Genomic DNA, 26,462 nt, shown 5'->3' with positions numbered 1-26,462 from the left:
GCCGCATGGTGCTACATCTTTCGGCGGACGAGCGGGCCGACTTGGCGGCATCCGTTCGGGCGGTGTGCGAGCGCATGCTCACCGACGATCGTCTTCGTGCGGTCGCTGTGGATAACGAAGAGCCGCAACGAGGTTTCGATGCCGAGCTGTGGCGTGCCCTGTGCGAGCAGATCGGCGTTGGCGCGATCGCCTTGCCGGAAGAGTATGGCGGGGCAGGCTACGGTGCCGACGCACTGGCTGCGGTGGCCCACGAACTCGGCCGGGTACTGGCGCCCGTCCCGTTCATCTCCTACGTGCTGACCACTGGGTTACTGCTCGACGCCGCGCCACCAGCTCTGCTCGATGACATCCTGGAACCGCTGGCATCGGGCTCGCGCACGGCAACCACCATCCTCACCGCGGACAACGGCATGTGGTCAGCCGCCTCGGTAGCGATCAGCGCCGGCGTGGCAGGCGACGCTTGGACGGTGCGCGGCACAGCCCGCCACGTCCTGCACGGAGCCGCAGCCGACCACTTCGTGGTGGCGGCGGCCGTCGGCAGCGACATCGGGTTGTTCTTCGTCCAGGCGAGCGATTCCGAGGTGCACCAGCGGGCCGAAGACACCCTCGACGGCACCCGCCCGATGGCAACCATCGAATTCACCGGCGCCGCAGCAGTTCGACTCGGTACCGGCGACGCCCAACCCATCATCCATCGCAATGTCGACCGCACTCTGGCGGTGCTGGCGGCCGAACAGGTGGGAGCCCTCGAGCGGGTGGTCGACATCGCCGCCGAGTATGCCCGCACCCGTCACCAATTCGGGCGTCCCATCGGAAGTTTCCAGGCGATCAAGCACAAGTGCGCGGACATGCTGGTCGATCTGGAATGGTCCCGCTCCGCCGCCCAAGCCGCCCTCGACCGCGTGGACGCGGGTAGCGACGAGGCGACGTGGTCGGCGAGCATGGCCAAGGCGGTCTGTTCCGAAGCGCTTCGCGATGCCACGCACACCAATATCCAGATCCACGGCGGCATCGGCTTCACCTGGGAAGACGCCGCACATCTGTACCTCAAGCGCGCCCGAACCGACGAAGTGCTGTTCGGATCACCGGGCGCCCACTTCGATGTGCTGGCGACGGTCGCAGGCGTCGACGCCGCGGCTCTGACTCAGGAGGCAACGACGTGACAGCCATTGTGGCTGACGAGGACATCGCCGCTCGCCGAGCGGAGATCCGCGAGTTCCTCGCCAACGCGCCCCGTCCCGCCGGGCTGCGAAACTACGGCCCGACACCGACACCCGATGACGTCGGCCCCGGCCGGGAGTGGCACAAATACCTTGCTGCACAGGGCTATACATGCTTGCACTGGCCTGTCGAGCATGGCGGCGCGGATGCTTCGGTGGCTCTACAGGCGGTGTTCGCCGAGGAGTGCGCTCGCGCAGGTGTCCCCCGTCAACTCGGTATCACCGCTATCGATCTGGTCGGGCCGGTACTCATTGCCTACGGCAGCGCCGAACAGAAGCGTACCTACCTCGAGCCGATCCGCCTCGGCGATCACATCTGGACCCAGCTGTTCTCCGAACCGGGCGCGGGCTCGGATCTCGCCGGCGTTCGCACCAAGGCCGAGCCTGTCGACGGCGGCTGGAAGATCAACGGCCAGAAGGTCTGGAGCTCGGCAGCGAATTCGGCTCAGTACGGGCTGCTGTTGGCCCGTACGGGAGCCGACAGCCACCGTGGTCTGTCGATGTTCGTGGTACCGATGGACGCCCCCGGTGTGACCGTCCGCCCCCTCCGCCAGATCGACGGGGAATGCAAGTTCAACGAGGTGTTCCTCGATGACGTGCAACTTGGACCCGAAGCCATCGTCGGTGAGCCCGGACAGGGCTGGACGATCGCCATGCTCACATTGGGGCGTGAGCGTCTGACGCTGGGCTCACAGGCCGTGTCGATGTTCAAGCTGCTCGAGCAGATGAGTGCCGCGGCGGCGCAGCGCGACCGGCTGGACCCGGTGACCAGACGGTCATTGATCAAGCTGTGGACCAGAATGTGGTTGCTGCGCTCCACCTGGCAACGCGCGGTGGCCGGCGGCGACCTGACCGCACCGGCGTTCTCGGTGTTGAAGTTGATGACGTCGGAGACCGACCGCGACCTCGGCGACATGGCCACCGACGTGCTCGGCACCGACGCCTGTGCCACACCCGAATCCAGTGAGTTGATCCGTGCCATGCTGGTCGGCCGGGCGCAGACGATCCTCGGCGGCACCAGCGAGATCCAGCGCAACATCTTGGCCGAGCGGCTCCTCGGCCTGCCCAAGGACCGGCGGTGACCGGCCGATCGTCGCGGTGATCACCGCAGCAGACCTGACTGCCGCGCTGTGCGCGGCAGTTCCGCAGGGCGGGACCATCGCCCTGGGTGACGGCGTCGGGACCCTCACCACCCTCGACGACGGCTCGTCCGTCGGAGCGGTGTTGACCGAGGCCGCCCATCGCATCGGCGGAGTACGGCTGATCCTGGGCTGGGTGCCCGGTGCCGTGACCGAGCTCGACGTAACGGCATTTGCCGATGTCGTGGCGTTGATGCCGGGTTGGGGCATGCGTGCGGTCCTCAAGAGCCCTGGCACGCGCTTTGTTCCGACGGCACTCACCGGCATCCAGTCGCTCCTCCACACAGTGCTGCGACCGGATGCGCTCGTGACCCGGGTTGCTCTGCGGGACGGCATATTTCGATTCTGCACGGAGGTATCGTGGCAGCGATCCCTGGTCGATGACGGGGTTACCGTGCTTGCTGTCGTCGACGAGCATGCGGGCGCCGCAGATGCACTCGGTATCGATGCCGGGGCGCTGCGCGTCGTCGGGCACACATCGCGCGGTCCCCTCGAGGTTCCCGGACGAGCGCCGCAGCCAATCCATGATGCGCTGGCCGATAATGTGCTTCGGTACGTCCCGGCCGGGGCCAGCCTGCAGTACGGACCGGGTCAACTGGGTACCGCGCTGCTGCAGAGGGTATCGGTGCCGGTGCACATCGAGACCGGCCTGCTCACCGATGGCGTCATGGAACTCGAACGGCGGGGGCTTCTGCTTGGCGAGCCGTCGGCCACCTACCTGCTGGGCAGCGCAGACCTCTACCGCTGGGCCGACGGCCGGTCGATCCTGCGCGGCATCGGATACACCCACGACATCAGTCGGCTGCGGGACCGGGCATTCATCGCGGTGAACACGGCGATCGAGATCGACCCGGTAGGTCAGATCAACTGTGAAGGCGCCGGCGAGAAGATTGTCGGCGGAATCGGGGGCCATCCCGACTTCTGCGCAGCCGCCAGGGCCAGCCGCGACGGCCTGTCGATCATCGCAGTCCAGTCCCGAATCAACGATCGCTCCCCGCTGGTCGAGGCGTTGAGCCGCCCGGCGTCCACACCGGCCCATGACGTCGACATCATCGTTACCGAATCCGGTGCGGCGGATCTTCGCGGCCTCGATTGGCCGGCCCGCCGCGCATCCATCACCCGATTGTTCGACAGCTGAGGAGACATCCCGATGTCCAAACCACTTGACGGTCGCGTCGTACTGGTGACCGGCGGCGGCCGCGGCATCGGCCGCGCGCACTGTCTCGAGCTCGCGCGCCAGGGCGCCGCTGTGGTCGTGAACGACCCGGGCGTGGGCAAGGACGGACAGGTCGGTGACGGCGCCGGACCCGCTTTCGACGTCGTCGCGGAAATCGTCGCCGCGGGTGGGCGCGCGGTCGCCCACACCGGCTCTGTCTCCAACTGGGCCGATACCGCGGATATGGTCGCTACCGCGGTCTCCGAGTTCGGCACCTTGACCGGTGTGGTGAACAACGCCGGCATCGTGCGGGACGCCACCGTCGTCAACGCCACCGAAGCCGAATGGGATGCGGTGATGGCGGTTCACCTCAAAGGCACATTCGCCGTGTCCAAACACGCCTGCGAGTACTGGCGCTCGGAAGCCAAGGGCGGCAATGTCATCGGCGGTCGGATCGTCAACACGGTGTCCGGCGCCGGCCTGTGGGGCAACTACGGGCAGGGCGCCTACGGCGCCGCCAAGGCCGCGATCGCCAACCTGACGGTGGTGACGGCGATGGAGGGGCAGCGTTTCGGCGTCACCGCCAACGCCATCTCACCGCTGGCGGTCACCCGGATCAGTGCGGATTTCTTTGCCGGGGAGCGCGCCCAGGATCCCGCCTTGGACCCGGCCCGCAGTTCGGCGGTGGTGGCCTGGTTGCAGTCCGCGGAATCGGGGTGGCTCACCGGCCAGATCCTCCGGGTCAACGGTGCCACGCTCAGTCGCATCACCGGATTCACCGAAGCGCCGGGACGCTATCTCGCCAGCAACGGCGAATCTCTGGAATTCGACGAGATCGGCAGGGCCGCAAGCTGGCTGTGGGACACCCTGCCGCGCGGGCTCGCCGGGCCACTTCCACGTTAGCAATACCGTTGTCCATATGGTTAACTCATTCAACGGTTTATAGACCATCCCGGTAGAAAAGGGGTCGATCGTGACCGCACCGACCGCCGACACCGTCGTCGGCTCCCCAGGCCGCTACGCCGATGATGTGACGGCCTACCGAGAAGCGTTCCGCAACTACCTCGCCGGCATCGATTGGGCTGACGAATGGCGGCGGCCGAACACCTCGACCGCCGAGGGCATGCGGCACGACGCCGTTGTTCTGCAGCGACTGTTCGCGGCCGGCTGGAACCGCTACGGGTGGCCCGTTGCGGCGGGCGGACTCGGCGGTGACGTGCTGCACCGGGCCGTGTACTACGAGGAACTCGCCTACGCCATGTTGCCGGTTCCCGCCCAGCAGTGGACCCTCGAGGTGCTGGCCCCGGTTCTGCTGGACATCGCGCCCACGCTGGCCCAGCAACATCTGCCGAAGTATCTGGACGGGTCGCAGTGGTGGGGGCAGTGCTTCTCCGAGCCCGAGGCCGGAAGTGACCTTGCGACACTGCGTACCAAGGCAGTCACCGACAGCGACGGCGGATACGTGATCAGCGGGCAGAAGATCTGGACCAGCCAGGGCCCCGGCGCCTCCAGGTTTCTGGTGCTGGCCAGGACCGGTTCGCCGGAATCCCGGCACCGAGGCCTGACGACCTTCATGGTGGAGGCGGATGCACCGGGTGTCACCGTTCGTCCGATCGCACTGGCCAGCGGGCGTGAAGAACTCGCCGAGGTGTTCTTCGACGACGTCCACGTCGGGCCTGACCGAGTGATCGGTGATATCGACGGGGGCTGGTCGGTGGTCATGTTCCTGATGCAGTTCGAACGCGGCATGTACGGTTACGCGTCGCTGACCAAGGCCTTGACCGAGCTTGGCCGGCTACGCGTCGAGATGATTGCGAACGGCTCGACCCAAGCCGAACGGGACCGATTCGCTCGCACCTATCTCAACGTCGCCGCCGCACAGGCCCGATGCGCGGGCACGGTCCGCGCACTGGCAGCCGGTGTCCACGTCGGACCGGCCAGCAGCGTCGACAAACTACTCGCCTCCCACGCCGAGCGTGAGACATTCGACCTTCTCTTCGAGATCCGCCAGGACTGGCTGTTCAACGGCGGTCTCGACGACGACCACACCGCCGAACGTAACCTCGCCCGAGCCGAGTGGTGGTACTCCAGGGCCGCGACCGTCATGGGCGGAACCGCGGAAGTGCAGCGCGGCATCATCGCCGACCATCTGCTCGGACTACCCAAGGAGAAGCGGTGACGACGGCAGGGATGAACACCAATGCCGAGTGGAAGCTGGTGGAGGAGGCCGTCTTCGGCCTGTTCGATCAGCTGCCCACCGATTCCTACGCGGCCATCGACAGCCAGCTCGCCGAGTTGGGATTCGCCGAGATCGAGCAGGAGTACCCGGTCGAGGCCGAGGAGTTGCTCTTCCGCGCCCAGGGACGTTCGCTGGCGCAAACGGACTGCCTGTACCGAGTGATGCTCGCCGAACTTCCCAAAGAGCTGCGCGAGGCGAGTGCCGTGCTGCTACCGGCGCCCGGTTCTGATCCGAGCACACCACCGGAGCGGGCCCGGGGCGTGATCCTGGGCCCGGCAGTCGGCACCGTGGTGGTCCCGCTACAGACCGAGGATGGAGTCGTCGCCTCTGTCGTCGATGTCGATGACCTCGCAGCCCACGCCGCGGACACATTCGACCCAACCGTGCAGTGGACACACCTACGCGCGATGGGCAGCACCACCACTGCGGCGTCGTCCGATATCGGCGCACAGTGGACCCGCGCCCTCGCCGCGGCGCAGCGTGCCGTGGCGACCGAGATCATTGCCCTTGCTGACCAGGTGATCCGGCTCGCTGCCGAACACCTCAGCGTGAGAAAGCAATTCGGGAACCACATCGGCGCCCTGCAATCTCCACGGCACTCCTTGGCGCACGCATTCGCCACTGTCGAAGGCGCGCGGGCGCTGCTGAGCGAGGCGTGGCGGTACGGCGGGCCGATGGGCGCCCACGCCGCGAAGGCAACCGCGGGCCGAGCCCATCGGGCCGCCTCGGACGTCGCGCTCCAGGTGTGCGGGGCTATCGGGCTGACCGCCGAGCACGATCTGCATCGATACGTACGCCGCGGGTTCCAGCTCAACGTGCTGTGCGGGTCACCCGCCCAGCTCGAGAGTCAGATAGCCCGCCGACTGTTCGATTCCTACCCGGCCGACCTCGGATTGCCGATGGCAATCGCTTCCAGCCGCTGAGACCCTCAAGAGAGAGAGACGATATGCGCCCCAACATTTTCGAACCGATCCACGAAGAATTCCGTGCCACTGCACGAGCCTTCTTCGACAAGGAATGCGCACCCTACGCCGACAAATGGGAGAAGGACGGCAAGGCCAGCCGGGAAGCGTGGCTTGCGGCCGGCGAACACGGGCTGATCGGTTGGGCGCTACCGGCCGAGTACGGCGGTCTGGGCATCGACGACTTCCGGTTCAACCAGATCCTGTCCGAGGAGATGTTCGCCAGCGGATCAGTCGGAATCGGCTTGGGAGTGCAGAACGACATCCTGGTCACCTATCTCAACCACCTGACCACCGAAGAACAGAAGCAGCGTTGGCTGCCGAAGTTCATTTCCGGGGAGTACATCGGTTCGATTGCGATGTCCGAACCCGCCGCCGGGTCCGACCTTGCCGGTATCAAGACCACTGCCCGGGACGATGGAGATGCCTGGATCGTCAACGGGCAGAAGACATTCATCAGCAACGGCTTGCTGTCCTCGCTCGTCCTGGCCGCGGTGAAGACCGATCCGTCCGCGGGCCGCAAGGGCATCAGCTTGTTGATGATCGAGGACGGCATGCCCGGTTTCACCCGGGGTCGCAAACTCGACAAGATCGGCCAGCACTCCGCCGACACCGCCGAACTGTTCTTCGAGGACGTGCGGGTCCCGAAGGAGAACCTGGTCGGTGAACTCAATCGCGGCTTCTACCACCTGGTCTCGCACCTGCCCGCCGAACGGGTCGGCGTGGCCTGCTATGCGCTCCCGATGGCACGCCGAGCACTCGAGCTGACCAAGACCTACGCCATGGAACGAACCGCCTTCGGCCAGCCCATCGGAACCTTCCAGGTCAATCGACATGCCATTGTCGAGATGCAGACAAAACTCGACGCGGCGCAATGCTATCTGGATCAGTGTGTTCTGGCCGTCAACAACGGGTCGCTGAGCGACCAGGATGCTGCCGGTCTGAAGTGGTGGACCTCTGAAGTGCAGTGGGAAATCCTGGATCGCTGCCTGCAGTTGCACGGCGGCTACGGCTACATCAACGAATACGAGATCGCACGCCTGTGGCGGGACTCCCGGGTGCAGCGGCTCTACGCCGGCACCACGGAGATCATGAAGGATCTCATGGGCCGCGCGATGGGCTTCTGAGGGGCGATGGCCTCGGGTCCCTTGCGTGGATTTCGCATTCCAGCCTGGATAACAGCTGGTCTGCACGACCCCGTCGCCGAGGACGGTCGAATCACCGCGGCCATGACCGTTGGACCGCACCTCCGCCGTAGCGACGGCGCCCTGAACCCCGCCGTCCTGGCCGCCGTCGCGGACGGCTGTCTCGGGTTGGCAGTCATGTCCGGAGCCGGCTTCGACACTGGCATGGTCACCACACACCTGCACCTGGAGTTCCCGAGACGACTGCCGCGTGAATTGGTGACAGCACACTGCACTGCCGCGCCGCGCACAGTAGACCAAACGTTCGGATTGGGTGAGGCAACGATCGCCGATACGGCCGGGCTCATCTTGGCCTACGCCACCTTGGGCGGGGTGCTCGTCCCGCGGCCCGAGCACACGACACTGTACGATTCAGCGTTGGACGTGAAAGCCGGCGCAGCGCACCTGGACGAACTGCTGCGCATCCGTATCGAGGCGAGCACCCCCGAGGGTGTGTGCGGGAGCTTCCGCGCGGACACCGCACTGGCGAATCTCTACCGGAATCTGCATGGCGGTCTGGGCACACTGATCGGAGTCCGATTCTTGGATGCGGCCCTGGAAAACGCCGCGGGCAGTGGGTATCGGCTGGCTGACGTGCGCGCGGTCTTCACCCGGTCAATACCTGCTCACGGTAATGACATCAGCGGCCGGGCAACAATTCTGCATCGCGGTCGAACGTTGGCGGTCGGGCGTGCGGAACTCCTTTCGCCCGACGGGCGCGTCGCCTTGAGCCTCGACGCCACCTATGTCGCCACCAATTCCGAGCCGGAGAGGTGAAGCAACCCATGGCAGCAAGGGACGAACTTGTACGTCGGGACTTCGCCGACGGTGTCCTCACACTGACGTGGAATCGCCCCGAACAGCGCAACGGCTGGAATGCCGACCTTGAGAACGCCTACTTCCAGGCACTCGATGATGCGGAGGCCGATGAGACCGTGCGGGCCATCGTGGTGACCGGCGCCGGAAAAACTTTCTGTCCTGGAGTGGATTCGGGGCGGATGGATGCAGCTGCCGGTAAGCCGTTGGACCTCAGCGCCCGCCGGCCATTTCACCGCCCCCTTGACGTACGTAAGCCGATGATTGCAGCGATCAACGGAGCCTGCGCCGGAGTCGGTGTGGTGCTGGCACTGCAGTGCGACCTGCGGTTCGCCGCGCATGGAATTCGATTCGCGACCTCGTTCGCGCGCCGCGGACTGCCCGCCGAGCGTGGCATCAGCTGGTTACTCCCCCGGCTGATCGGTCCTGAACGCGCTTTAGATCTGCTCTTGTCGGGCCGGACTTTCGACGCCGAGGAGGCACTGTCCCTCGGTGTCGTGAGCCGACTCAGCACACCGGAGAAGTTGCTCAGCGACGCTCGGCAGTATGCGCAGATGCTGGCCGCCGAGTGCTCACCCACAGCCATGGCCGTGATCAAACGCCAGGTTCACAGGGATATGGTCAGCGATTTCGAGGCGACCTACGACCGTGCCGATCTGGCCTTGACTGCGCTGGCTGCGGGGCCGGACTGCCGCGAAGGTGTCGACTCTTTCCTGCAGCGCCGTACCCCGCACTTCGCTTCCCTTGCTGCGGATTTCGACCCCGACTCCCTACTGGGCGACTGACTAATGCGGCGGGTCTACCTGCCGCTGGGCACCACTTCACCGTCAGGAGTCATCAGAACCTCCTTGCCGTCACGCTGGGAGACCAGGGTGTACATCCGCTCCGCCATGAGCACAGGATCGAGCTGTCCGGGTTGTACCGCCCCTTCTGCCCCGATCATGCCGGCCGCGGTGTAGAACGCCGCGTGCGCGTCCGCCTTGGCCAGCGCCGAGGCCAGCATGAGGGCGTAGTTGCGCAATCCGGCCATCGCCATGCCGAGATTGCCGAAGAACCGCAACGGCGTTCGGGCTGAACCGCCGCCGACGAACACCAAGCTGCCACGGCGGCGTTCCACCATCCGCGGGCCCAGCACCGATCCCACTGCTACTGCCCCGAGCACCAGCATCTCCAGGTGCGGTCGCACGTTGTCGACGCTGGCCTGTAACACATCCACCATGTCCTCGGAACCGCGCGGCTGGAAGATGCAGGCATCCAGTGGTGTGGCATCGTCGATCGCCGCCACCACGGTGCTCAAGCCTGAATGGTCGGTGACATCACCGATGTGGGTACGTACAGCCACGCCCTCGGCGGCCAGCGACTCGGCCAGCCCCCCAAGGCGCTCCGGGGACCTGGCCATCAAGTGAACGGTCCAGCCCTCGCGCCCGAATCGACGCGCTGTCGACAGGCTCAAGCCAGTACCCGCACCGACGATGAGCACATGTGATGTAGTCATCGGGCAACCGCCTCGGCGCCAGCGAGCAGCGGTTTCACCCGGGTGCAAATGGTGTTGATGTTGCGCATCACCATCTCTTCGGACATGCCGCCGACCGACGCCCAGAAGAAGACGGTCTCGACTGGTGCCGATCCGATCTTCCCGCGTGCCGCATCGACCACGAACTCCGGCGTGCCGTAGGTGAATGAGCCAAGCGGTCCCGGGCGATCACTGTTGACGAGTCTGTTCACGTCGACCGGCTTGGGCGTCGGAGCATCGGTGCCTTCCACCATGTGCGCGCGGTAGGAGTTCAACTGGTGAGCCAGATGCTCGGACACCACGGCCCAGTCTCGTTCGGGATCCTCGGAAGCCCACGCCTGCAGCGCGCCCGCCATTCGGCCGGATTCCACCGGGTGTCCGGCCTCCGCCAGCCCGGACGAATACGGTTCCCACAGCGCCCCGTCGGAACTCAAGAGGCCTTCACCCAGCAGCCCCGCCCGCCGGGCACCCTTGGGCCCTTGGTACCCCATCCAGATCGGGGGCGGATCTTGAACGGGAGCGGGTCGCACCCCACCCGGCCCCCACAGTTCGCGCAGCCGCCGTGCGGTGCCATCGGTGCGTCCGTACTTGCGTTCCAAAGTCGTGTCGTAGAGGTCGAACTCCGGTACGCGGTATCCGGTTCCAAGGCCCAGGTCGAGTCGTCCATTGGACACCAGGTCGACCACCGCACACTGCTCAGCCAGTTCAGCAGGGTGGTGCAATGGCGCGATGACAATGGCAGTACCCAGGCGCACCCTGGTCGTCCGCGCTGCGGCCGCCGCCGCGAAAGTCAGTGGACTGGCCAGGTAGTCGTCATCGAAAAGATGGTGCTCGGAAAACCAGATCGAATCGGCACCGAGACGCTCGGCCTCTTCACAGGCTTCCAGCGTGAAGCCGTACAGCCGAGCCGGGTCCTGTCGCCACTGTTGGGGATTACGCAGATCGAAGTAGACACCGACGCTGATCGGCCGGGACTGCGGCCCCGCAGCTCCTGTCGCCTCCACCATGAGCACTACCTTTCCAAAACGGTGGCCACCGCCCGACCGGGCGGGCGCTCTTCCAACATTGCCCGAATCCGATATATGATCTAACCATTACTTCCCAAAGCGCAAGGCGCGAGGCGAAACCAGGAGTTGAACATGGCATCGGGAACACCCAAGGCGTCCATCATCGCAGCCGCCCGCACCGCGATCGGCACCGCACGGCGCGGAACGCTGGCGAATATGCCGGCTGACGAGCTTGCCAAACCGGTGGTCCAAGCCGTTGTCGAGCGCTCGGGGGTCGATGCGGCTGATGTCGACGATTTCGTACTGGCCGAGGTACTCCAGGGCGGCGGCGATACCGCCCGGCACATCGCCGTCGATCTGGGGATGACTGCCGTGCCCGGTATCGCGGTCAACCGTCAGTGCGCATCGAGCCTGTCGGCGATCGCCTTCGGCGCCGGTGACATTGCCGCCGGGATGAATCGTGTGGTGCTGGCCGGCGGCATGGAATCCATCTCGACAAGCCCGCTGCTGCGTAAGCGACGGCCCTTCACCACCGGCAAATCCGCCGAGGACTACGAACCCTGGTTCCCGAACTCGCATCGCCCGACCGCGGATGCACCTGCGGTGGACATGTCGATCACCGTGGCCCACAACTGTGCCGTGGAGTACGGCATCTCCCGCCAGGAGCAGGACGAGTGGTCGTTGCGCAGTCACCAACGCGCCGTCAAGGCTATCGATTCGGGTTCATTCCTCGACGAGATCATCCCGATCTCGGTGCCCCAGGCCGACGGTTCCGCGGCGATGTTCAGCATCGACGAGCATCCGCGGCGAGACAGTTCCATCGAGATTCTCAGCGGTTTGAAGGTGCTGCACCCCGAGATCGAGGGCTTCACCGTTACAGCCGGCAACTCCTCAGGGATCAATGACGCTGCGGCGGTGGTGGCCCTGGCCGCGCCGGGAACCACCTCCGATCCGCTGGCGTCGGTGCTGTCCTGGGCCGCGGCCGGCGTCGAGCCGAAGCGCACCGGTAGCGGCCCGATCTACGCCATCCCCAAGGCGCTCGAACGCGCCGGGCGCACGCTGAGCGATGTCGCGCTGTTCGAGATCAACGAGGCATTCGCCGCGCAGGCGATCGCCTGCACCCGCCAATTGGGCCTCGATGAGGAGCTGGTCAACGTGTATGGCTCCGGTATCAGCCTTGGGCATCCGATTGCCGCGTCCGGTGCCCGCATGGTCACCTCGGCCATCTACGAACTGCGCCGGCGGGGCGGCGGAATCGGCGTGCTGTCGATGTGCGCGGGTGGCGGAATGGGTTTCGCACTCGTCATCGAAGTCGCCTGAGCCATGGCACAATTCGACTATGTGATCGTCGGCGCGGGTTCGGCCGGCTGCGTGCTCGCAAATCGGCTCAGCGCCGACCCGCGCAATCGGGTTCTGCTGATCGAAGCCGGCGCCAAGGACCGCAATCCACTGATCCGCATCCCCAAGGGCTTCGGCAAGCTCGTGGGACACCCCACCCTGGCGTGGCACTTCCCGGTCCGTCCCATCGGTCCGTCCCGACTGGTGGAGCAGTGGACCCGCGGACGCATGCTCGGCGGGTCCAGTGCGATCAACGGCATGGTCTACAACCGCGGAAACGCCGCCGACTACGACGCGATGGTCGAGTTGGGCAACCCGCAATGGGGCTGGGCCGACATCCTGCCGATCTATCGACAGATGGAGAATCACGAACTCGGCCCCGGTGAGTTGCGCGGCGTCGGCGGCCCTCTGGACGTGTCGGTCGACAACGACGTGCCCGAACTCTGCTGGCAATTCATCGACTCGGCCAGCCGACTCGGCATGGCGGCGACACGTGACCTCAATGAATCCGACGCCCCCCGGGTCGGTCCGGCGACACGAACGATCAAGAACGGACGCCGGGTCAGCGCCGCCTGGGCCTTCCTGCGCCCCATTCGTGATCGGGCCAACTTGACGGTACTCACCGATACCACCATCACCAGAGTGGAATTCGAGGGCGATAAGGCTGTCGGAGTGTCGGGCCGCAACAAGTCCGGTCCGGTAACCTTCACCGCAACCGAGGTCATCCTCTCCCTCGGCAGCATTGCTACTCCAAAACTCCTGCAACAGTCGGGCATCGGCCCGGCAGAGGTGCTGCGAGACGCCGGTGTCGAAGTACGCGTCGACAGTCCCAATGTCGGCCAACGCATGCGGGAGCATCGTTGCGTTGCCGTTCAATACCGACTCTCCCGCGATATCGGTTACAACCGCGATCTCGCCACTCCCTTCGCACAGGCCAAGAGCGGAGCCCGCTACCTACTCACCCACAAGGGACCGATGGCCACCTCGGCCTACGACGTACTCGGGTTCTTCAAGACCAACCCCGATCTGCAGCGGCCCGACGCCCAGCTGCTGATGGCCCCGTTCTCGGCCAAACCGTTCGAACCCGGCGAAGACGTCGGCGTGGAACACGCGCCCGGAATTCAGGCAATCGGCTTCATCCTGCGCCCAGACAGCGAAGGGTTCGTCAACATCACCTCGTCAGACCCGGACTCGGAGTTGGACATCAACCCGAATTTCTTTGATACCGAACATGACCGACGGATCGCATCAGGACTGTTCCGCACGTTGCGCAACATCTTCGAGCAATCTCCGATCGCCGACGAGATCGTCGCCGAGACGCGTCCGGGAATCGATGTCACCACTGACGACGCCATCATTGACGCCGCACTCGATCAGGGCTATTGCGGCTACCACGCGATCGGCACCTGCGCCATGGGCCCCGCCGACTCCGATGTGGTGGACTCCCAGCTCCGAGTGCGCGGGGTGCATGACCTGCGCATCATGGACTGCTCGGTGATGCCGACGATGGTTTCGGGCAACCTCAACGGTCCAGCCATGGCGATGGCCTGGCGAGCGGCCGACCTCATTCTCGCGGAACGGTGAGGCCGATTGTGATGAGTGAACCCACTGAAGTCTTCACGAATTGCCGGATCTGTGGTGCGCGTTGCGGATTGGCGGTCACAGTCGCCGACAATCGCGTGGTCCGGATCGGTCCCGATAAACAGAATCCGTGCTCGTGGCGCGACTTCTGCGTCAAGGGACGAACAGCTCATCAACTCGTCGAGCATCCGCGACGTATCACAACCCCGATGCGCCGCGTGGGTGACCACTATGTCGCCACCAGCTACGAGGAGGCCTGGGCCGAGATCGGTGCGTCGTTGTCGAGCATCATCAGCCACGACTCCCCCGACGCGGTGGGCTGCTATTACGGCAACCCGGCAGGTTATGACCCAGGTTCGCTGGGCGCCCTTACCCAATTCATGCGGGCGCTGGGCAGTCGCAGCGTGTACAACTGGGGCTCGGTCGACACCAACGCCAAAGCGGTCGTGTGTGGCGAAATGTTCGGCGTGACCATGATTCCGATGATTCCCGACGTCGACAACTGCGACTGCTTTCTGTTCATCGGAACCAATCCCGCCGAGAGCAAGCTGGTGTGGATCAGCTCGGTCCCGGACGGCTGGCGCCGAGTGCTCACTCGCGTCGACGAGGGCGCCGATCTCATTGTGGTCGACCCGTACCGAACCCAGACCGCGGCGGCCGCCACCCAGCACCTGGCCGTGGCACCGGGACAGGACTGGGCACTGCTGCTCGGCATCGTCAAGGTGATCATCGAGCAGGGTCTACACGATGCCGAAGCGTGTGCGGCCGAGGTCGGCTTCGATGCCATCGAAAAACTCGTTGCTCGCGCCGATCTCGACGATCTGGCACGGCGCGCTGGGCTGACTGTTGCCGTTATCGAGAACGTCGCAGTGCGGTTCGCCACCGCCCGCAGTGCGATCGCCCTCACCCGTACCGGAGTGTCCCAAACCAGTCGCGGCACACTGGCACTCTGGCTGACCGAAGTTCTGACAGTCATCACCGGTAACTGGGACATCCGCGGTGGCCGCCACTTCCAACGCGGCGCGATCACTCCCAAACTTCCGGCCTACGATCACAATCCCCCGCTGTCACGGATTGCCGGCCGTCCCGCCATCGAAGGTTGTTTCTCCATTGCCGAACTTCCGGGTGAGATCCGCACTCCCGGTCCTGGCCAGTTGCGCGGGCTGTTCATCCAGAGCGGAAACCCGGTAGTGGCCGGCCCGCAAGGTGAGCAACTCGACGCGGCACTCGCCGAGCTGGAGTTGCTGGTGGCCGTCGACATCGTGCAGCGGGAGAGTCACCGACATGCGCACTGGTTGATCCCCGGCACGCACTGGCTGGAGCGCGACGAGTTCGCCCCGTTCGCGTCCATGACCACCGATGTCCCCTTCGTCCAGTTCACCCCGCACGCCGTTGATCCGCCCGATTCGATCCTGCCGGAGACCGACTTCTTCCACGGCCTGGGAGTAGCAATGGGATTGCCCGGTTACCTAGCCGGACAGCCATTCTCGTTGATGGATGCTTGCCGGGCCGCCTTCGAGCGGGCTGGTCACGCCACCTGGCAGGAACTCCTTGACCATCCACACGGCATGGTCGTGGGCCCCCGCGAGTACGGGAACGCGCACGCAATGCTGCGCACCCCGGATCACCGGATCAATCTGGCACCGTCGCGGTTCGTCGACGAGCTGCGTCGGCAGTTGGCCACCGAGCCCTCCGCTGCGCCGGCCGGCCTGGCACTGCAATTGGGAAACCGCCGTCGACTCAGTTCGATGAACTCATTCCTGAACGAACTGCCCGGCCCGCGCAAGATCGTCGCAAGCAATCGCGCCGAGTTGCATCACGACGATGCCGCTCGTCTCGGTATCGTCGATGGCGACCGCGTGCGAGTCCGGTCTGCAGTGGGATCTATCGAGTTGACTGCCGTGGTCACCGATGCTCCTCGCCCGGGAGTTGTTGTCGTCGAACATGGCTGGGGATCAAGGGTGTTTGACCCGGCGGGACGAGCCGAGCCCGACGTGGTCGGAGTGAATCGCAATCTCTTGACCGCCGCCAACGAGGAAGACCCGTTGTCGCTGATGTCCGCGTTCAACGAGACCTGGGTAACTGTCGAGCCGGCCTGATCAGTCCGCTGGCCTCTTCAACTCCTCGGCCAGCCACTTGTCATGTCGGTCGAAGTGGTCTTCTGGGCGCTTCACCATCGTCGCTTCAGCGCTGGCGAGGATGGTGCGGGTCTCAGCCAACCTCAGCTCGGCGGAGACAAAGACACGTCTGCCCTCGCGGCGCAGCACATGAGTCTCAGCTATCAGCGGCACCTCGACGGGAACCGGCTTGTGGAACACCACCGTCAAGGTGCCGGTGACGGCGAACTCGCCACGTAGCAACAGCGTGTGTCCTACCAGTTCGTCGAGGACGCCAGCGGTCCAGCCGCCGTGGGCCACGTTACGTCCACCCTCGTCTTTGCGCGGGCAGGACAACTCGCTGAAGACGACGCCATCATCACGCAGGGTCTCGGCCATCAGACCCATCCTGCAACGGGCCGCCGCACGGCAGCCACCGCACAGCGTGACGCCCGTGTCAGATGTGACGACATACAGCGGCGACGTGGGATCGACGTGCTGCAATGACGCCGGCCGCTCAGGTAATCCGTCAGATTGTTGAACTGTGTTAGCCATCACGTTACAGTGTAAGCGACGTCATTTCTCGCGCCCAGTCGGGCGCCACTACCAGCCAGTCCCTTACGCAGAAAAGGTCGCACACATGCCGTCAGCCGATCTCGAAGGCCGCTTGTTCATCGATGGAGAATTCCGCGAAGCCAAGTCCGGCAAGCGGTATGACATCCTCAACCCCGCTACCGACCAGGTGGTGGCCCAGGCCGCCGACGCGGGACCCGAAGATGTCGACGATGCCGTGACCGCGGCCCGCCGAGCCTTCGACGACACCGATTGGGGCACCGACCACAAGTTCCGTCGGCATTGTCTGGAGCAGTTCCAGGCCGCGATGCGGGAAGAGGCGGCAGAGTTCAGCGACATCCTGACTGCCGAATCCGGTGTTCCCAAGGGAATTCACTCCACTCACGTCGACTTCATGATCGACGGCATGGATTTCTGGAACGAGCTGACCACCTCGTTCGAATGGGAGCGCGAACTGGGCCCCAACACGGTGCTCGGGATGGTCAGCGATCGGACTGTGCGCTACCAGCCTTACGGTGTCGTCGGGGCGATCACACCGTGGAACGCGCCGTTCATGACCGCGATCTGGAAGGTCACCCATGCGATGTCGACGGGGAACACCGTCGTCCTCAAGAGCGCCCCGGACACACCGTTGACCGCTGCGAAAATGGCACAGATCGCCGCGGAGAAGACAGACATCCCAGCTGGCGTCTTCAACACACTCAGCTCCGCCGACAAGGGCATCGTCGGCGACGCGATGACTGCGGATCCGCGGATCGATCTGTTCCACTTCACCGGTTCACCGGGCGTGGGCCAGCGCATCATGGAGCGTGCCGCGAATGGCATCCGCAAGGTGGTCCTGGAATTAGGCGGCAAGTCCGCCAATATCATCCTGCCCGACGCGGACCTGGATCAGGCCTGCGGTATGGCCACCATGATGTGCATGACCAGCAGCGGACAGGGCTGCGCGCTAGGCACCCGCGCAATCGTGCACGCCGATGTCTACGACGATGTCGTGGCACGCCTTCAGGCGATCATCGGGATGATTCCGTGGGGCGATCCGACCGATCCCGGCACCATAGTCGGTCCGATCATTCGGCAGGAGCAACTGGTCCGGATGGAGGGACTGGTCGCCCGCGCACGCGAGGCCGGCGCCAGGATCCTCGTCGGTGGCGAGCGCGGCGAGGTCAATGGCAAAGCCAACTGGTACAAGCCGACGCTGATCGTCGACGTCGCACCGGACGCCGAGATCGCCCAAACCGAGGTGTTCGGACCCGTCCTGTCGGTGATTCGTTACGAAGGCGACGATGACGAGGCGGTGCGGATCGCCAACAACACCCGCTATGGGTTGTCCTCCTACATTCAATCCTCTGATGAGGACCGGGCACGCCGGGTCGCAAACAAGCTGCGGGCCGGTACGGTCAACATCGGCGCCTCGTTCTACCTCGGCGCCGACAGCCCCTTCGGCGGGTGGGGTATCAGCGGCCTTGGCGTCGAGCACGGGATCGAAGGATTCCGGGAGTACCTGCAGGTCAAGACTATTTCGACACCTGGCAAGTAAAGCGCCAGCGGTATCGGTCATCCTCGACACCACGTGGTCGGCTCACCCCTCCCCAGGGGTGGGCCGACTCCACGTCTGACTAGATAGAGAGATTCATGACAGCAACAGAATTCCCCACCGGCTCGGTCGCTCTGGTCACCGGCGGCACCGGTGGTCTCGGCCAGGCGACCGTACGCCGTCTACACGCCGAGGGGCTCGGCGTGGTGATCGCGGACGTCAACGACGACAAGGGCAAGGCCCTGGCCGAGGAACTGGGCCAGGGCGCGGTATTCGCCCACACCGACGTCACCGATCCCGACAGCGTCACCGCCGCCATCAACGCAGCCGCGCAGCTGGGCACTTTGCGGTATGCCGTCATCGCGCACGGCGGGCTGGGCGGCAAGCCGGAGCGCACTGTCAACCGCGACGGCAGCCCGGCCAGCATCGAGGGATTCACCAGCATCATCGACATCTACCTCACCGCCACCTACAACGTGGTCCGGCTGGCCGCCTCGGCCATCGCGGCGAACGATCCAGCCGATGGGGAACGCGGTGCACTGGTCATGACGGCGTCGATCGCGGGGTACGAGGGACAGATCGGGCAGGCGTCCTATGCCGCAGCCAAGGCGGGCATCATCGGCCTGACCCTGGCCGTGGCGCGCGATCTGAGCTCCGCGGGCATCCGGATCAACAGCATCGCTCCTGGCACCATGCTGACCCCGATGATGGCCTCTGTCGGCGAGGAGGCGCTGGCCGCATTCTCGGCGAGTGTCCCGTTCCCCAAGCGGTTGGGTGAACCCGCGGAGTTCGCCGACGCAGCCCGCTTCCTGCTGGGCAATCACTACGTCAATGGTGAAGTGCTGCGCCTCGACGGCGCTCAGCGCTTCCAACCGCGTTAGGCACTGACATGACCGCAGCAGGAGACACCGACCAGGCCGCGATCTACGGGGTCTGGGCGAAGAGCCTGGCCGAGCTGGTCAGCTACCGGTATCTGGGCTGCCGTTCGGTGCTGCACGACGGATTCGACGCCACCGGGCGTATGCCGCTGAGAAGCGACATGCGCCCGAATGGCTCACTATTGGCTGCGCCGGCCGCCATCGCCATGCTGGATACCGCCGGCATCGCGATAGACCGCCACTGGCAACTCGCGTTGACGCACGTGCACATCAACCTCGTCGGTGGCGCGCGTGGGGTGACCACCTTGGGGGTACACGGGTCGATGACCCGTGCGGCCCGCAGCCAGGTGTTCACCGAGTGCCGGTTCGTCGACTCCGATGATCCCGATACGACGGTTGGCTTCGGAACCGCGGACTGGACTGTGATCAGGCCGACCGCAACGGGTTTCGACTACGTCGACCCCGGGCCAGGAGTTCCCGACACCGGCACCCTCCCACCACTGCACACCGCCTATGGCGCCGTTGCTGATGGGACGGAATTCACCATTGCCGAGATATCGCCGAAGCTGGGCGGCCCGGTCTTGCATCACGGACCGATCCTCGTGACGCTGGAAGCGGCCGCCCTCGCGGCCGTCGGGACTGCCGCCGCCGGGGTCGAAGTGGAGTCACTGAGTGCGCGACTCGTCCGCGCCGGCAAGACTGGACCGCTGCGCGCCAGCGGGCGCATACTCAGCCAGAACGGACCGACCATCTTGATCCGATCGGACCTCGTTCAGGACACGCCCAACGGCGAACTGATCGCGACCGCGACGTTGCGAGTGCGTCGCCTCTAACTCCGGGGCACGAGTCCGGCGATGACGTCCAGTTTCTGCTCGACATCATCGAGGCGGAACATCGGCATCCCGACGATCAACCGCTCTGCACCGAGATCGGCCAGTCGCGGAACAAGCTCGGACAACCTGGTGATCCGTCGATAGAACTTATCCATGTCGATGTCCGCCCAGAATCCGCTGTCGATCAGGGTGATTCGGGGTGCGCCAACCCGCCCTGCGGCATCCCAGGCGTTGCGCAACTCCGCGACGTCAGCTTCGAGCCCCTCCCCCGCCTGGGTCAGTGAGGGCATCCAGCCGTCGCAGAACGCTGCGAGTTGTCCGAAAGCTCGCGGCGCCGCGCGGCATCCCAGGAGTATCGGCGGGTGTGGCTGCTGGACCGGCTTGGGCCACGACCAGCTCTCGCTGAACCGAACATGATCGCCTTTGGCACTGGCGATTTCGCATGTCCAGAGATCGCGAACCGCGCGTACCACCTCGGCGTACCGGGACATTCGGTGTCTGGGATCGACGCCTCGATTGACCAGCTCCAATCGGTTCCATCCGTAGCCCGTTCCCCACTCGAACCGACCGCCCGACAGCAGGTCCAATGTGGCCAGGGTCTTGGCGAGCGGCAGCGGATCATGCTCAGCGGGAAGCGATATGGCTGTCCCGATCCTGATCGTGGTGGTGACGGTAGCGACGGCGGCCAACGTGACGTAGGGGTCGGGCAACCGACGATAGAATTCCGGGGTGTCGGCACTGAAGGCGTGTTCGGTAGCAACCGGCAGATGACTGTGCTCCCCGACCCAGATCGACTCGATACCGCGGACTTCGGCAGACTGGGCCACCCGGGCCACGTCCGCGGGATGTTCCCAAGGGGTTGTCATCAATCCGATTTTCACGCTGCTCCTCAAGTGAATGACACCGTCGACATTACCTTGTAAAGTTGGTTTCAGGGTCAATCTGATCGACTTGTGCTCAATTGCAACGTTTTTCGCTCACTGCTGGAAGGTGCTGGAATGGGTAAGCTCGATGGCAAGATCGCGGTGATCACGGGTGCCGGCCAGGGAGTGGGGCGCGGGATCGCGATCGCGATGGCCAAGGAAGGCGCGCACCTGGCGTTACTGGGCCGTACGCTGTCGAAGTGCGAGTCGGTAGCCGCCGAAGTCCAGGCGCTCCCGGGCGTATCAGCCATCGCCGTGCAGTGCGACGTGGGCGATCGCGGCGAATTCACCTCAGCGATCTCCCGAACAGTAGAGCACTTCGGCGGATTGGACATCCTGGTCAACAACGCCCAAACACCCGCGCAGGGAAAGATCGTCGACATCACCGATGAGGATGTCGAAATCACCTACCGCACTGGAACGTTGGCCACACTCTACGGAATGCAAGCTGCCTACCCGCACATGGCTGCCCGCAAGGGCGGGTCCATCGTCAACCTCGGCTCGCAGACCGCGATCGTCGGCAACCGAGGATTCGGGGCGTATGCGATGGCGAAGGAGGGTATTCGCGGGCTGTCCCGCGTCGCCTCTCGAGAGTGGGGCCCGGATGGAATACGGGTCAACGTCGTCGTTCCGGCAGCCGAGACGCCGGCTTCGCTCGAGTTCCGTGAGCAGCATCCCGAGCGCTATCAGAGCCAGTTGAACATGATTCCGTTGCGCCGCATGGGTGACGCGGAGACCGATATCGGTTGTGCGGTGGCCGCACTGGTCTCCGATGACCAGCGCTACATCACCGGTCAGACCATCATGCTCACCGGTGGCGGCTGATCGGTGGCCGGCCGGTGAGCATGAGGATCCGATCAGACCTTGGTCGCACCCATATCCACCGGGATCTGTGCACCGGTGACGGTGCGGGAAAGGTCTGACGCCAACCAGACCACCGCATCCGAGATGTCATCCGGCTCAGCGATCGGCAGCTGCGGCAGCATGGATCCGAATGACACGAGGTAATGGGGATGAGCTCCGAGGACCTCTTGCATCCTGGTGTCCTGGGTCATCGGCGTGTTCACCCCCCAGGGGTGAATGGTGTTGACCCGGATCCCATATTCGCCCAGCTCGATCGCCGCGGACTTCACCAAACCGACCACCCCGTGCTTGGCAGCACTGTAATGCGCCTGCGCGGGAAGCGATTTTATGCCCGCCACCGAGCTCGTCGCGATGATCGAACCACCGTTGCCCGCCTCCAGCATGTGCGGCACAGCAGCTTTCATGGTCTTCCACACGCCGGTCAAGTTGACGTCGATCATCGACTGCCACTGATCCTCGGGCATCTCCCAGAACCGATTCCAGTTGACGATGCCGGCGTTGGCCACCACGACATCGAGCCTGCCCCCGAGTGCGGGTACGGCCCGCGCCAGCAGAGCAGTCATTGCTTCGGCATCTCGAGTGTCCACGGCCTCCACGACGTAGGGCTGCCCGACGTCTGCCAGTAGCTTTTCCGTCTCGGCCAGATCAGATTCCGTCGCGGCGGGATAACCGTTGTGATCGCTGACGGGAGCCGCGATGTCGATCCCGATAATGGCCGCGCCCTCAGCCGCCAATCGCACCGCGTGGGTGCGGCCCTGTGCTCGCGCGACGCCGGTGACAAACGCGACCTTGCCGTTCAACAATCCCATGTCGATCCTCGCGTCTTGCGATCACAGCTCGAACTCGACGATGGTGCCCACATCGACGCGCGAGCCCACCCGCCCGCGGATTCCCGATGTGACGCCGGAAAGGCGAGCCCTCCGATCGCCTACGGTCGACACCACGAATTCGCCGTCGACAGTCTCGACAGCCCATTCGTCGGTGTTCACCACCGCACCCACGCCAGGGACGCCGATCGCCAGGGCTGGCCCGATCGGAACCAGGGGCAACGCGGTCACGCCGGCCTCCGCGAGGACGCCAAGAGCGTCGTGGCGCGCCCAGACGAAATCCACGCCGGACAGCAAGCCAGCCACATCGTCGCCCTGACCCACCAGGCCGTTGATGGTGTCAGCACCGAGTCCGACGACGGCCCGGGGCTTGAGATTTCGGATCATGTGTCCTGCGCGCCGGGCATCCCAGGCGTAGTTCTCCGCGAGAGCGCGGATCACGCCCAAGGTGTGCAGTGCGCTCAGCACCGGGGCGAACCACAGCCCTTCCCAGTTCGGCAGCGTCACCACCGCGACGTCCTCACTACCGAGGCCCGTCGGGCGCAGCACGGCCTCGGCCCAGGCAATGTCACGCTCGGCTTCGTCCCAACCGATCTCGAAATCAAGGATGTCAGTGCCGACCTTGCACGACGCGATACCGAACAACTCTGGTCGCGGTAGCTGGGCTGCCGTAGCGGCCATCGACGATCTACTCATTGCTGTCCTCTCATGCCTTCACAGTGCGGGGGAATTTCGCCACGCTCGACGATGTCTTGAGGATCTCGTCGACGGGCATCAGATCGACGTGGGATGTGACGCCCAGTTTGCGCTCCAGCACAGCCGCCGCCCGTGAACGCAGTTCGTCGACATCAGCCGTCTTCTCGGGGGAATAGCCGATCCGAATCCGCAGTTGGTCCATCTCCGGCGCGTATCGAACCACCTGGAACAGGGCGTCCCCACACTCAGGCAGAGACTCCACCGGATCCCAGATGTCCTTGAGTACAAAGGACTTACCGCCAATCCGCATCTCGTCGCCGGCACGGCCGACGACCCAGATCCGCATCTGGGTCCGACCACTGGCCGCTGGCTGATGGGTGACTTTGACCAGATCCTCCGAGCGGAACCGAATGTAGGGCGCGGCGTTGTTGTCCAGGTCGGTGGCCACGACCTCACCGGTCTCGAGCTCTCCGACCGGTGTCCCGGTGACCGGATCGACGACCTCGAGCAGCGCCGTGTCCTCCTGGACGAAGTACCCGTTGTGCTCCTGCCCCTCCCAAGCCCCGCCGGTGTCCCCGGCGCTGGTCCAGGTGAACAGATTCACACCCCATTCGTCGCGAACCTTGCGTTCCAATGTCGCGCTCAGCGGCTGCCCGGCAAATGCCGCACCCTTGAGGGACGACAGCATGTCGCGGATGTCGTACTTGGCCTCCAGCGCCTCGAACTCCATGACCGTGGGCATGAACATCTGGAAGTAGCCGACCTGATAGCGCTTGATGGCGTTGAGGATCCGCTCGCCCTCCCCGATCCAGCAATCGATATAGACCGGCGTGACGCCCAACATGCGGTAGTAGTCGTCCCAGAACCCCCGGAATGACCCCGCGGCCACCAACGCACGATCGCCGGGCCGCACTCCCATTTCCCACAGCGCTCGGGTCGAGGTGATGGGCAGTGGCCAGGCCGCTTCCCAGATCTCCGGCAGGAACTCGGGCAGGGACGTCGTGCCCGAGGTCGATGTGATCGACGTCAGTTCGCTGCGATCGACACAGAGGATGCCGGCGAACGGGTCCCCTGTGCGTTCCCGGTAGGCCTTCAGGTCGTCTTTGCAGAAGGTCGGGATCTTGGCGTAGAAGTCATCCAGCGACTGGATGTCATCGGGGCTCACCCCAGATCGAGACCACAGGTCCCGATAGAAACCGGAGCGTTCCCACACATAGGGGACCAGCTCGAGGATCCGTTTTTCCTGGGCAGCCCTGATCGCCTCACGGCTGGCGGTCTCGATCTCGGGCTCATAGAAGTACCGCTCGCCGCTTGCCGGGACGCTCACGGGCGCCGAACCGCTGTGGGGTTGACTAGCCACTATTCTCCTTTTGCTTGCGCGATGACCTCTTGGACTCGCACCGCCTGGTGCGGCCGGTACGTTGCGCTGTAACGTGAACCGCGACACAGCCATAGTGGTAGATAATTGAGTAGTTTTCAAGCCCACCCCCTACGCACAGGAGCGATCACGATGCCTCAGGTGACATTGTCGGATATCTGTGCCGAGCACCGGCGCCGTTTTCCCAATCGAACCGCAGTTGTCGAAGGCCCGGTTCGATTGACCTGGCCAGAGCTGGATGATCGGGTGAACCAAGCCGCCCGCCTGCTCGCATCCCTCGGCGTGCAGCGTGGCGATCGGGTGCTCTGGTTGGCACAGACGTCGTACCGGTTCCTCGAAGTCATGGTCGCCTGCGCCCGTATCGGCGCCATGGTCTGCCCGGCGAACTGGCGTCAATCCGCCGAAGAGTTCGCTTTTGTCATCGACGACTTCACGCCCACGGTGGTGTTGTGGCAGAACGAGGAGATCGGCGACCGTATCGACGGGGCACGCACGTTGGCGAGCACCACGGCCACCTGGATCCAGCTCGACTCCGAAAAGCCGGAGGGCTACGACGAGCAGCTGGCGGTCCAGGACACCGACCCGGTGTCCCCCACCGGCGAGGCCGAGGATGCACTGCTCGTGATCTACACCGCCGCCATCGGCGGTCGCCCCAACGGCTCGATGCTCAGCCATCGCAACCTGATCGTGATGGGCAGCGTCACCGCCGGCGTGACAGGAGTGGATCACCGCAGCGTGTTCATCAACTCCGGCCCGCTGTTTCACATCGGAAACTTCCAGTTCGACGCCATCGCCACGTTCCTGTTCGGCGGCACCAACGTCTACATCCGGCGAGTTCAGGAGGAAGAGCTCCTCGCCTTGATCGCCGAGGAGCACGCCACCTCGGCGTTCCTCATGCCGCCCACCATTTTCAAGCTCAAGGAACTCAACGAGACCGCCAATCTCGACATCTCGTCGCTGCGGGCCGGACCCATGGCTCCCGTGTGGGGCGATGCGCTGCCGCCGGACAACACCGCTTGGGGGACCACGGCGGGCGGCTTCGGCCAGACCGAAGTCACCGGGCTGGCGATATTGAATGCGTTCGGTGGCCGCGGTACCGGGAACTCCGGCCGCCCATCGCCATTCACGCAGGTGCGCATCGTCGGGCCGGACGGCAACGAGGTCCCTGACGGCACTGCCGGCGAGATCACCATCCGCGGAGAGACCGTGCACCTGGGTTACTGGAACCGCCCCGAGCTCAACGGTCAGCGGATGCGGGATGGCTGGTGGCACACCACCGACTTGGGCCGCCGCGAACCTGACGGCACCATCCATTTCATGGGCACCATGACCCGGATGATCAAGTCGGCTGCCGAGAACATCTATCCGCAGGAAGTGGAAGCCTGCCTCACCAACCACCCGGCGGTGCGTGAGGCGGCGATCATCGGGATACCGGATCCGCAGTTCACCCAGTCAGTCAAGGCCGTTGTGGTCCTCGAGCCCGGACTGAGCGCGAGCGCCGACGACATCATCGAACACTGCCGTACTCATATCGCCTCGTACAAGAAGCCGAAATCGGTGGAGTTCATCGAGGCGATCCCGCGGGTTGGCGGTCTCACCGACTACGAGGCCCTCGACGCCATGTTCGGCGGCGGCGGATACCCCGGCGGCACCAACGTCGCCGGCTGAGGCCGGCGCCGACCGCCCGGGCGGTGTGGATTCG

24 protein-coding genes are annotated in these 26,462 nt (G+C 64.9%); 17 read left to right on the top strand and 7 right to left on the bottom strand.

Annotation, left to right across the window (positions count from 1 at the left end):
* The first annotated feature begins 5 nt into the window (after positions 1–5).
* The 9 genes from G6N35_RS04195 (at position 6) to G6N35_RS04155 (ending at position 9,501) form a co-directional block, all read left to right on the top strand.
* A complete protein-coding gene (locus G6N35_RS04195) occupies positions 6–1,163 on the top strand; it encodes an acyl-CoA dehydrogenase family protein (RefSeq protein WP_322790636.1) in 1,158 nt (385 codons plus the stop codon).
* Positions 1,160–2,302, top strand: coding sequence for an acyl-CoA dehydrogenase family protein (locus tag G6N35_RS04190; protein WP_163803107.1), 1,143 nt, complete (start codon positions 1,160–1,162; stop codon positions 2,300–2,302). The genes G6N35_RS04195 and G6N35_RS04190 overlap by 4 nt, the downstream gene beginning before the upstream one ends.
* A gap of 19 nt (positions 2,303–2,321) precedes the next feature.
* Positions 2,322–3,497, top strand: coding sequence for an acetyl-CoA hydrolase/transferase C-terminal domain-containing protein (locus tag G6N35_RS04185; protein WP_163807459.1), 1,176 nt, complete (start codon positions 2,322–2,324; stop codon positions 3,495–3,497).
* 12 nt (positions 3,498–3,509) lie between these two features.
* On the top strand, positions 3,510–4,418 hold the full coding sequence (locus tag G6N35_RS04180) for an SDR family NAD(P)-dependent oxidoreductase (RefSeq protein ID WP_163803106.1): 909 nt from the start codon (positions 3,510–3,512) through the stop codon (positions 4,416–4,418).
* 70 nt (positions 4,419–4,488) lie between these two features.
* Entirely contained in the window at positions 4,489–5,694 is a 1,206-nt protein-coding gene (locus G6N35_RS04175; RefSeq protein ID WP_163803105.1) for an acyl-CoA dehydrogenase family protein, read from the top strand.
* The gene (locus tag G6N35_RS04170) at positions 5,691–6,677 is read left to right on the top strand and encodes an acyl-CoA dehydrogenase family protein (RefSeq protein ID WP_246224203.1); all 987 of its coding nucleotides are present in this window, start codon (positions 5,691–5,693) and stop codon (positions 6,675–6,677) included. Before G6N35_RS04175 ends, G6N35_RS04170 begins: the two co-directional genes overlap by 4 nt.
* Positions 6,678–6,700: 23 nt before the next feature.
* Positions 6,701–7,843 carry an acyl-CoA dehydrogenase family protein gene (locus tag G6N35_RS04165; RefSeq protein WP_163803104.1) on the top strand — a complete coding sequence of 381 codons (1,143 nt, stop codon included), beginning with the start codon at positions 6,701–6,703 and terminating at the stop codon, positions 7,841–7,843.
* Positions 7,844–7,945: 102 nt separating this feature from the next.
* Positions 7,946–8,677 (top strand): PaaI family thioesterase, encoded by a 732-nt coding sequence (locus G6N35_RS04160; protein WP_163803103.1) that lies wholly within the window; start codon positions 7,946–7,948, stop codon positions 8,675–8,677.
* Between the two features lie 8 nt (positions 8,678–8,685).
* A complete protein-coding gene (locus G6N35_RS04155; RefSeq protein WP_163803102.1) occupies positions 8,686–9,501 on the top strand; it encodes an enoyl-CoA hydratase-related protein in 816 nt (271 codons plus the stop codon).
* A 14-nt stretch (positions 9,502–9,515) separates the two neighbouring features.
* On the opposite strand, the gene G6N35_RS04150 is transcribed toward G6N35_RS04155, so the two are convergent.
* Both G6N35_RS04150 and G6N35_RS04145 read right to left on the bottom strand, forming a co-directional pair.
* A complete protein-coding gene (locus G6N35_RS04150; RefSeq protein WP_163803101.1) occupies positions 9,516–10,211 on the bottom strand; it encodes an SDR family NAD(P)-dependent oxidoreductase in 696 nt (231 codons plus the stop codon).
* Complete coding sequence (locus tag G6N35_RS04145; protein WP_246224202.1) at positions 10,208–11,236, bottom strand: LLM class flavin-dependent oxidoreductase; 1,029 nt, start codon at positions 11,234–11,236, stop codon at positions 10,208–10,210. The genes G6N35_RS04150 and G6N35_RS04145 overlap by 4 nt, the downstream gene beginning before the upstream one ends.
* 132 nt (positions 11,237–11,368) lie before the next feature.
* Between G6N35_RS04145 and G6N35_RS04140 the strand changes: the two genes are divergently transcribed.
* Genes G6N35_RS04140 through G6N35_RS04130 form a run of 3 tightly spaced genes read left to right on the top strand, consistent with a single transcriptional unit; the run spans position 11,369 to position 16,254 of the window.
* Positions 11,369–12,556 carry a thiolase family protein gene (locus G6N35_RS04140; RefSeq protein WP_163803100.1) on the top strand — a complete coding sequence of 396 codons (1,188 nt, stop codon included), beginning with the start codon at positions 11,369–11,371 and terminating at the stop codon, positions 12,554–12,556.
* A gap of 3 nt (positions 12,557–12,559) precedes the next feature.
* Entirely contained in the window at positions 12,560–14,158 is a 1,599-nt protein-coding gene (locus G6N35_RS04135; protein WP_163803099.1) for a GMC family oxidoreductase, read from the top strand.
* A gap of 11 nt (positions 14,159–14,169) precedes the next feature.
* The gene (locus tag G6N35_RS04130) at positions 14,170–16,254 is read left to right on the top strand and encodes a molybdopterin-containing oxidoreductase family protein (protein WP_163803098.1); all 2,085 of its coding nucleotides are present in this window, start codon (positions 14,170–14,172) and stop codon (positions 16,252–16,254) included.
* Here the strand turns inward: G6N35_RS04130 and G6N35_RS04125 are convergent, their stop codons facing one another.
* Positions 16,255–16,806, bottom strand: coding sequence for a PaaI family thioesterase (locus tag G6N35_RS04125; RefSeq protein WP_246224201.1), 552 nt, complete (start codon positions 16,804–16,806; stop codon positions 16,255–16,257).
* An 85-nt stretch (positions 16,807–16,891) separates the two neighbouring features.
* Here G6N35_RS04125 and G6N35_RS04120 point away from each other — a divergent pair, with 85 nt between their 5' ends.
* The 3 genes from G6N35_RS04120 to G6N35_RS04110 all read left to right on the top strand — a co-directional run bounded on the left by G6N35_RS04120 (position 16,892) and on the right by G6N35_RS04110 (position 20,072).
* Positions 16,892–18,364 (top strand): aldehyde dehydrogenase family protein, encoded by a 1,473-nt coding sequence (locus tag G6N35_RS04120; protein ID WP_163803097.1) that lies wholly within the window; start codon positions 16,892–16,894, stop codon positions 18,362–18,364.
* 95 nt (positions 18,365–18,459) lie between these two features.
* A complete protein-coding gene (locus tag G6N35_RS04115; protein WP_163803096.1) occupies positions 18,460–19,242 on the top strand; it encodes an SDR family oxidoreductase in 783 nt (260 codons plus the stop codon).
* Positions 19,243–19,250: 8 nt separating this feature from the next.
* Positions 19,251–20,072, top strand: a complete 822-nt coding sequence (locus G6N35_RS04110; RefSeq protein WP_163803095.1) for a hotdog fold domain-containing protein — start codon at positions 19,251–19,253, stop codon at positions 20,070–20,072.
* Here the strand turns inward: G6N35_RS04110 and G6N35_RS04105 are convergent.
* The gene (locus G6N35_RS04105) at positions 20,069–20,938 is read right to left on the bottom strand and encodes a TIGR03619 family F420-dependent LLM class oxidoreductase (RefSeq protein WP_163803094.1); all 870 of its coding nucleotides are present in this window, start codon (positions 20,936–20,938) and stop codon (positions 20,069–20,071) included. The genes G6N35_RS04110 and G6N35_RS04105 overlap by 4 nt on opposite strands.
* A gap of 132 nt (positions 20,939–21,070) precedes the next feature.
* On the opposite strand from G6N35_RS04105, the gene G6N35_RS04100 reads away from it, so the two are divergent.
* Entirely contained in the window at positions 21,071–21,820 is a 750-nt protein-coding gene (locus tag G6N35_RS04100) for an SDR family NAD(P)-dependent oxidoreductase (protein WP_163803093.1), read from the top strand.
* A 32-nt stretch (positions 21,821–21,852) separates the two neighbouring features.
* Here G6N35_RS04100 and G6N35_RS04095 read toward each other — a convergent pair whose 3' ends face one another.
* The 3 genes from G6N35_RS04095 to G6N35_RS04085 are packed head-to-tail and all read right to left on the bottom strand — an operon-like array spanning position 21,853 to position 24,709.
* Positions 21,853–22,668 carry a mycofactocin-coupled SDR family oxidoreductase gene (locus G6N35_RS04095; RefSeq protein WP_163803092.1) on the bottom strand — a complete coding sequence of 272 codons (816 nt, stop codon included), beginning with the start codon at positions 22,666–22,668 and terminating at the stop codon, positions 21,853–21,855.
* A gap of 21 nt (positions 22,669–22,689) precedes the next feature.
* On the bottom strand, positions 22,690–23,367 hold the full coding sequence (locus tag G6N35_RS04090) for a hypothetical protein (protein ID WP_163803091.1): 678 nt from the start codon (positions 23,365–23,367) through the stop codon (positions 22,690–22,692).
* A 25-nt stretch (positions 23,368–23,392) separates the two neighbouring features.
* Entirely contained in the window at positions 23,393–24,709 is a 1,317-nt protein-coding gene (locus tag G6N35_RS04085; protein ID WP_163803090.1) for a phenylacetate--CoA ligase family protein, read from the bottom strand.
* A 183-nt stretch (positions 24,710–24,892) separates the two neighbouring features.
* On the opposite strand from G6N35_RS04085, the gene G6N35_RS04080 reads away from it, so the two are divergent.
* Positions 24,893–26,428 (top strand): AMP-binding protein, encoded by a 1,536-nt coding sequence (locus tag G6N35_RS04080; RefSeq protein ID WP_163803089.1) that lies wholly within the window; start codon positions 24,893–24,895, stop codon positions 26,426–26,428.
* Positions 26,429–26,462: the final 34 nt, after the last annotated feature.

The sequence above is a fragment of the Mycolicibacterium anyangense genome (assembly GCF_010731855.1).
Lineage (GTDB): Bacteria > Actinomycetota > Actinomycetes > Mycobacteriales > Mycobacteriaceae > Mycobacterium > Mycobacterium anyangense.
Note: the sequence above shows the minus strand (reverse complement) of the source record. Positions and strands in the feature narration are given on the sequence as shown.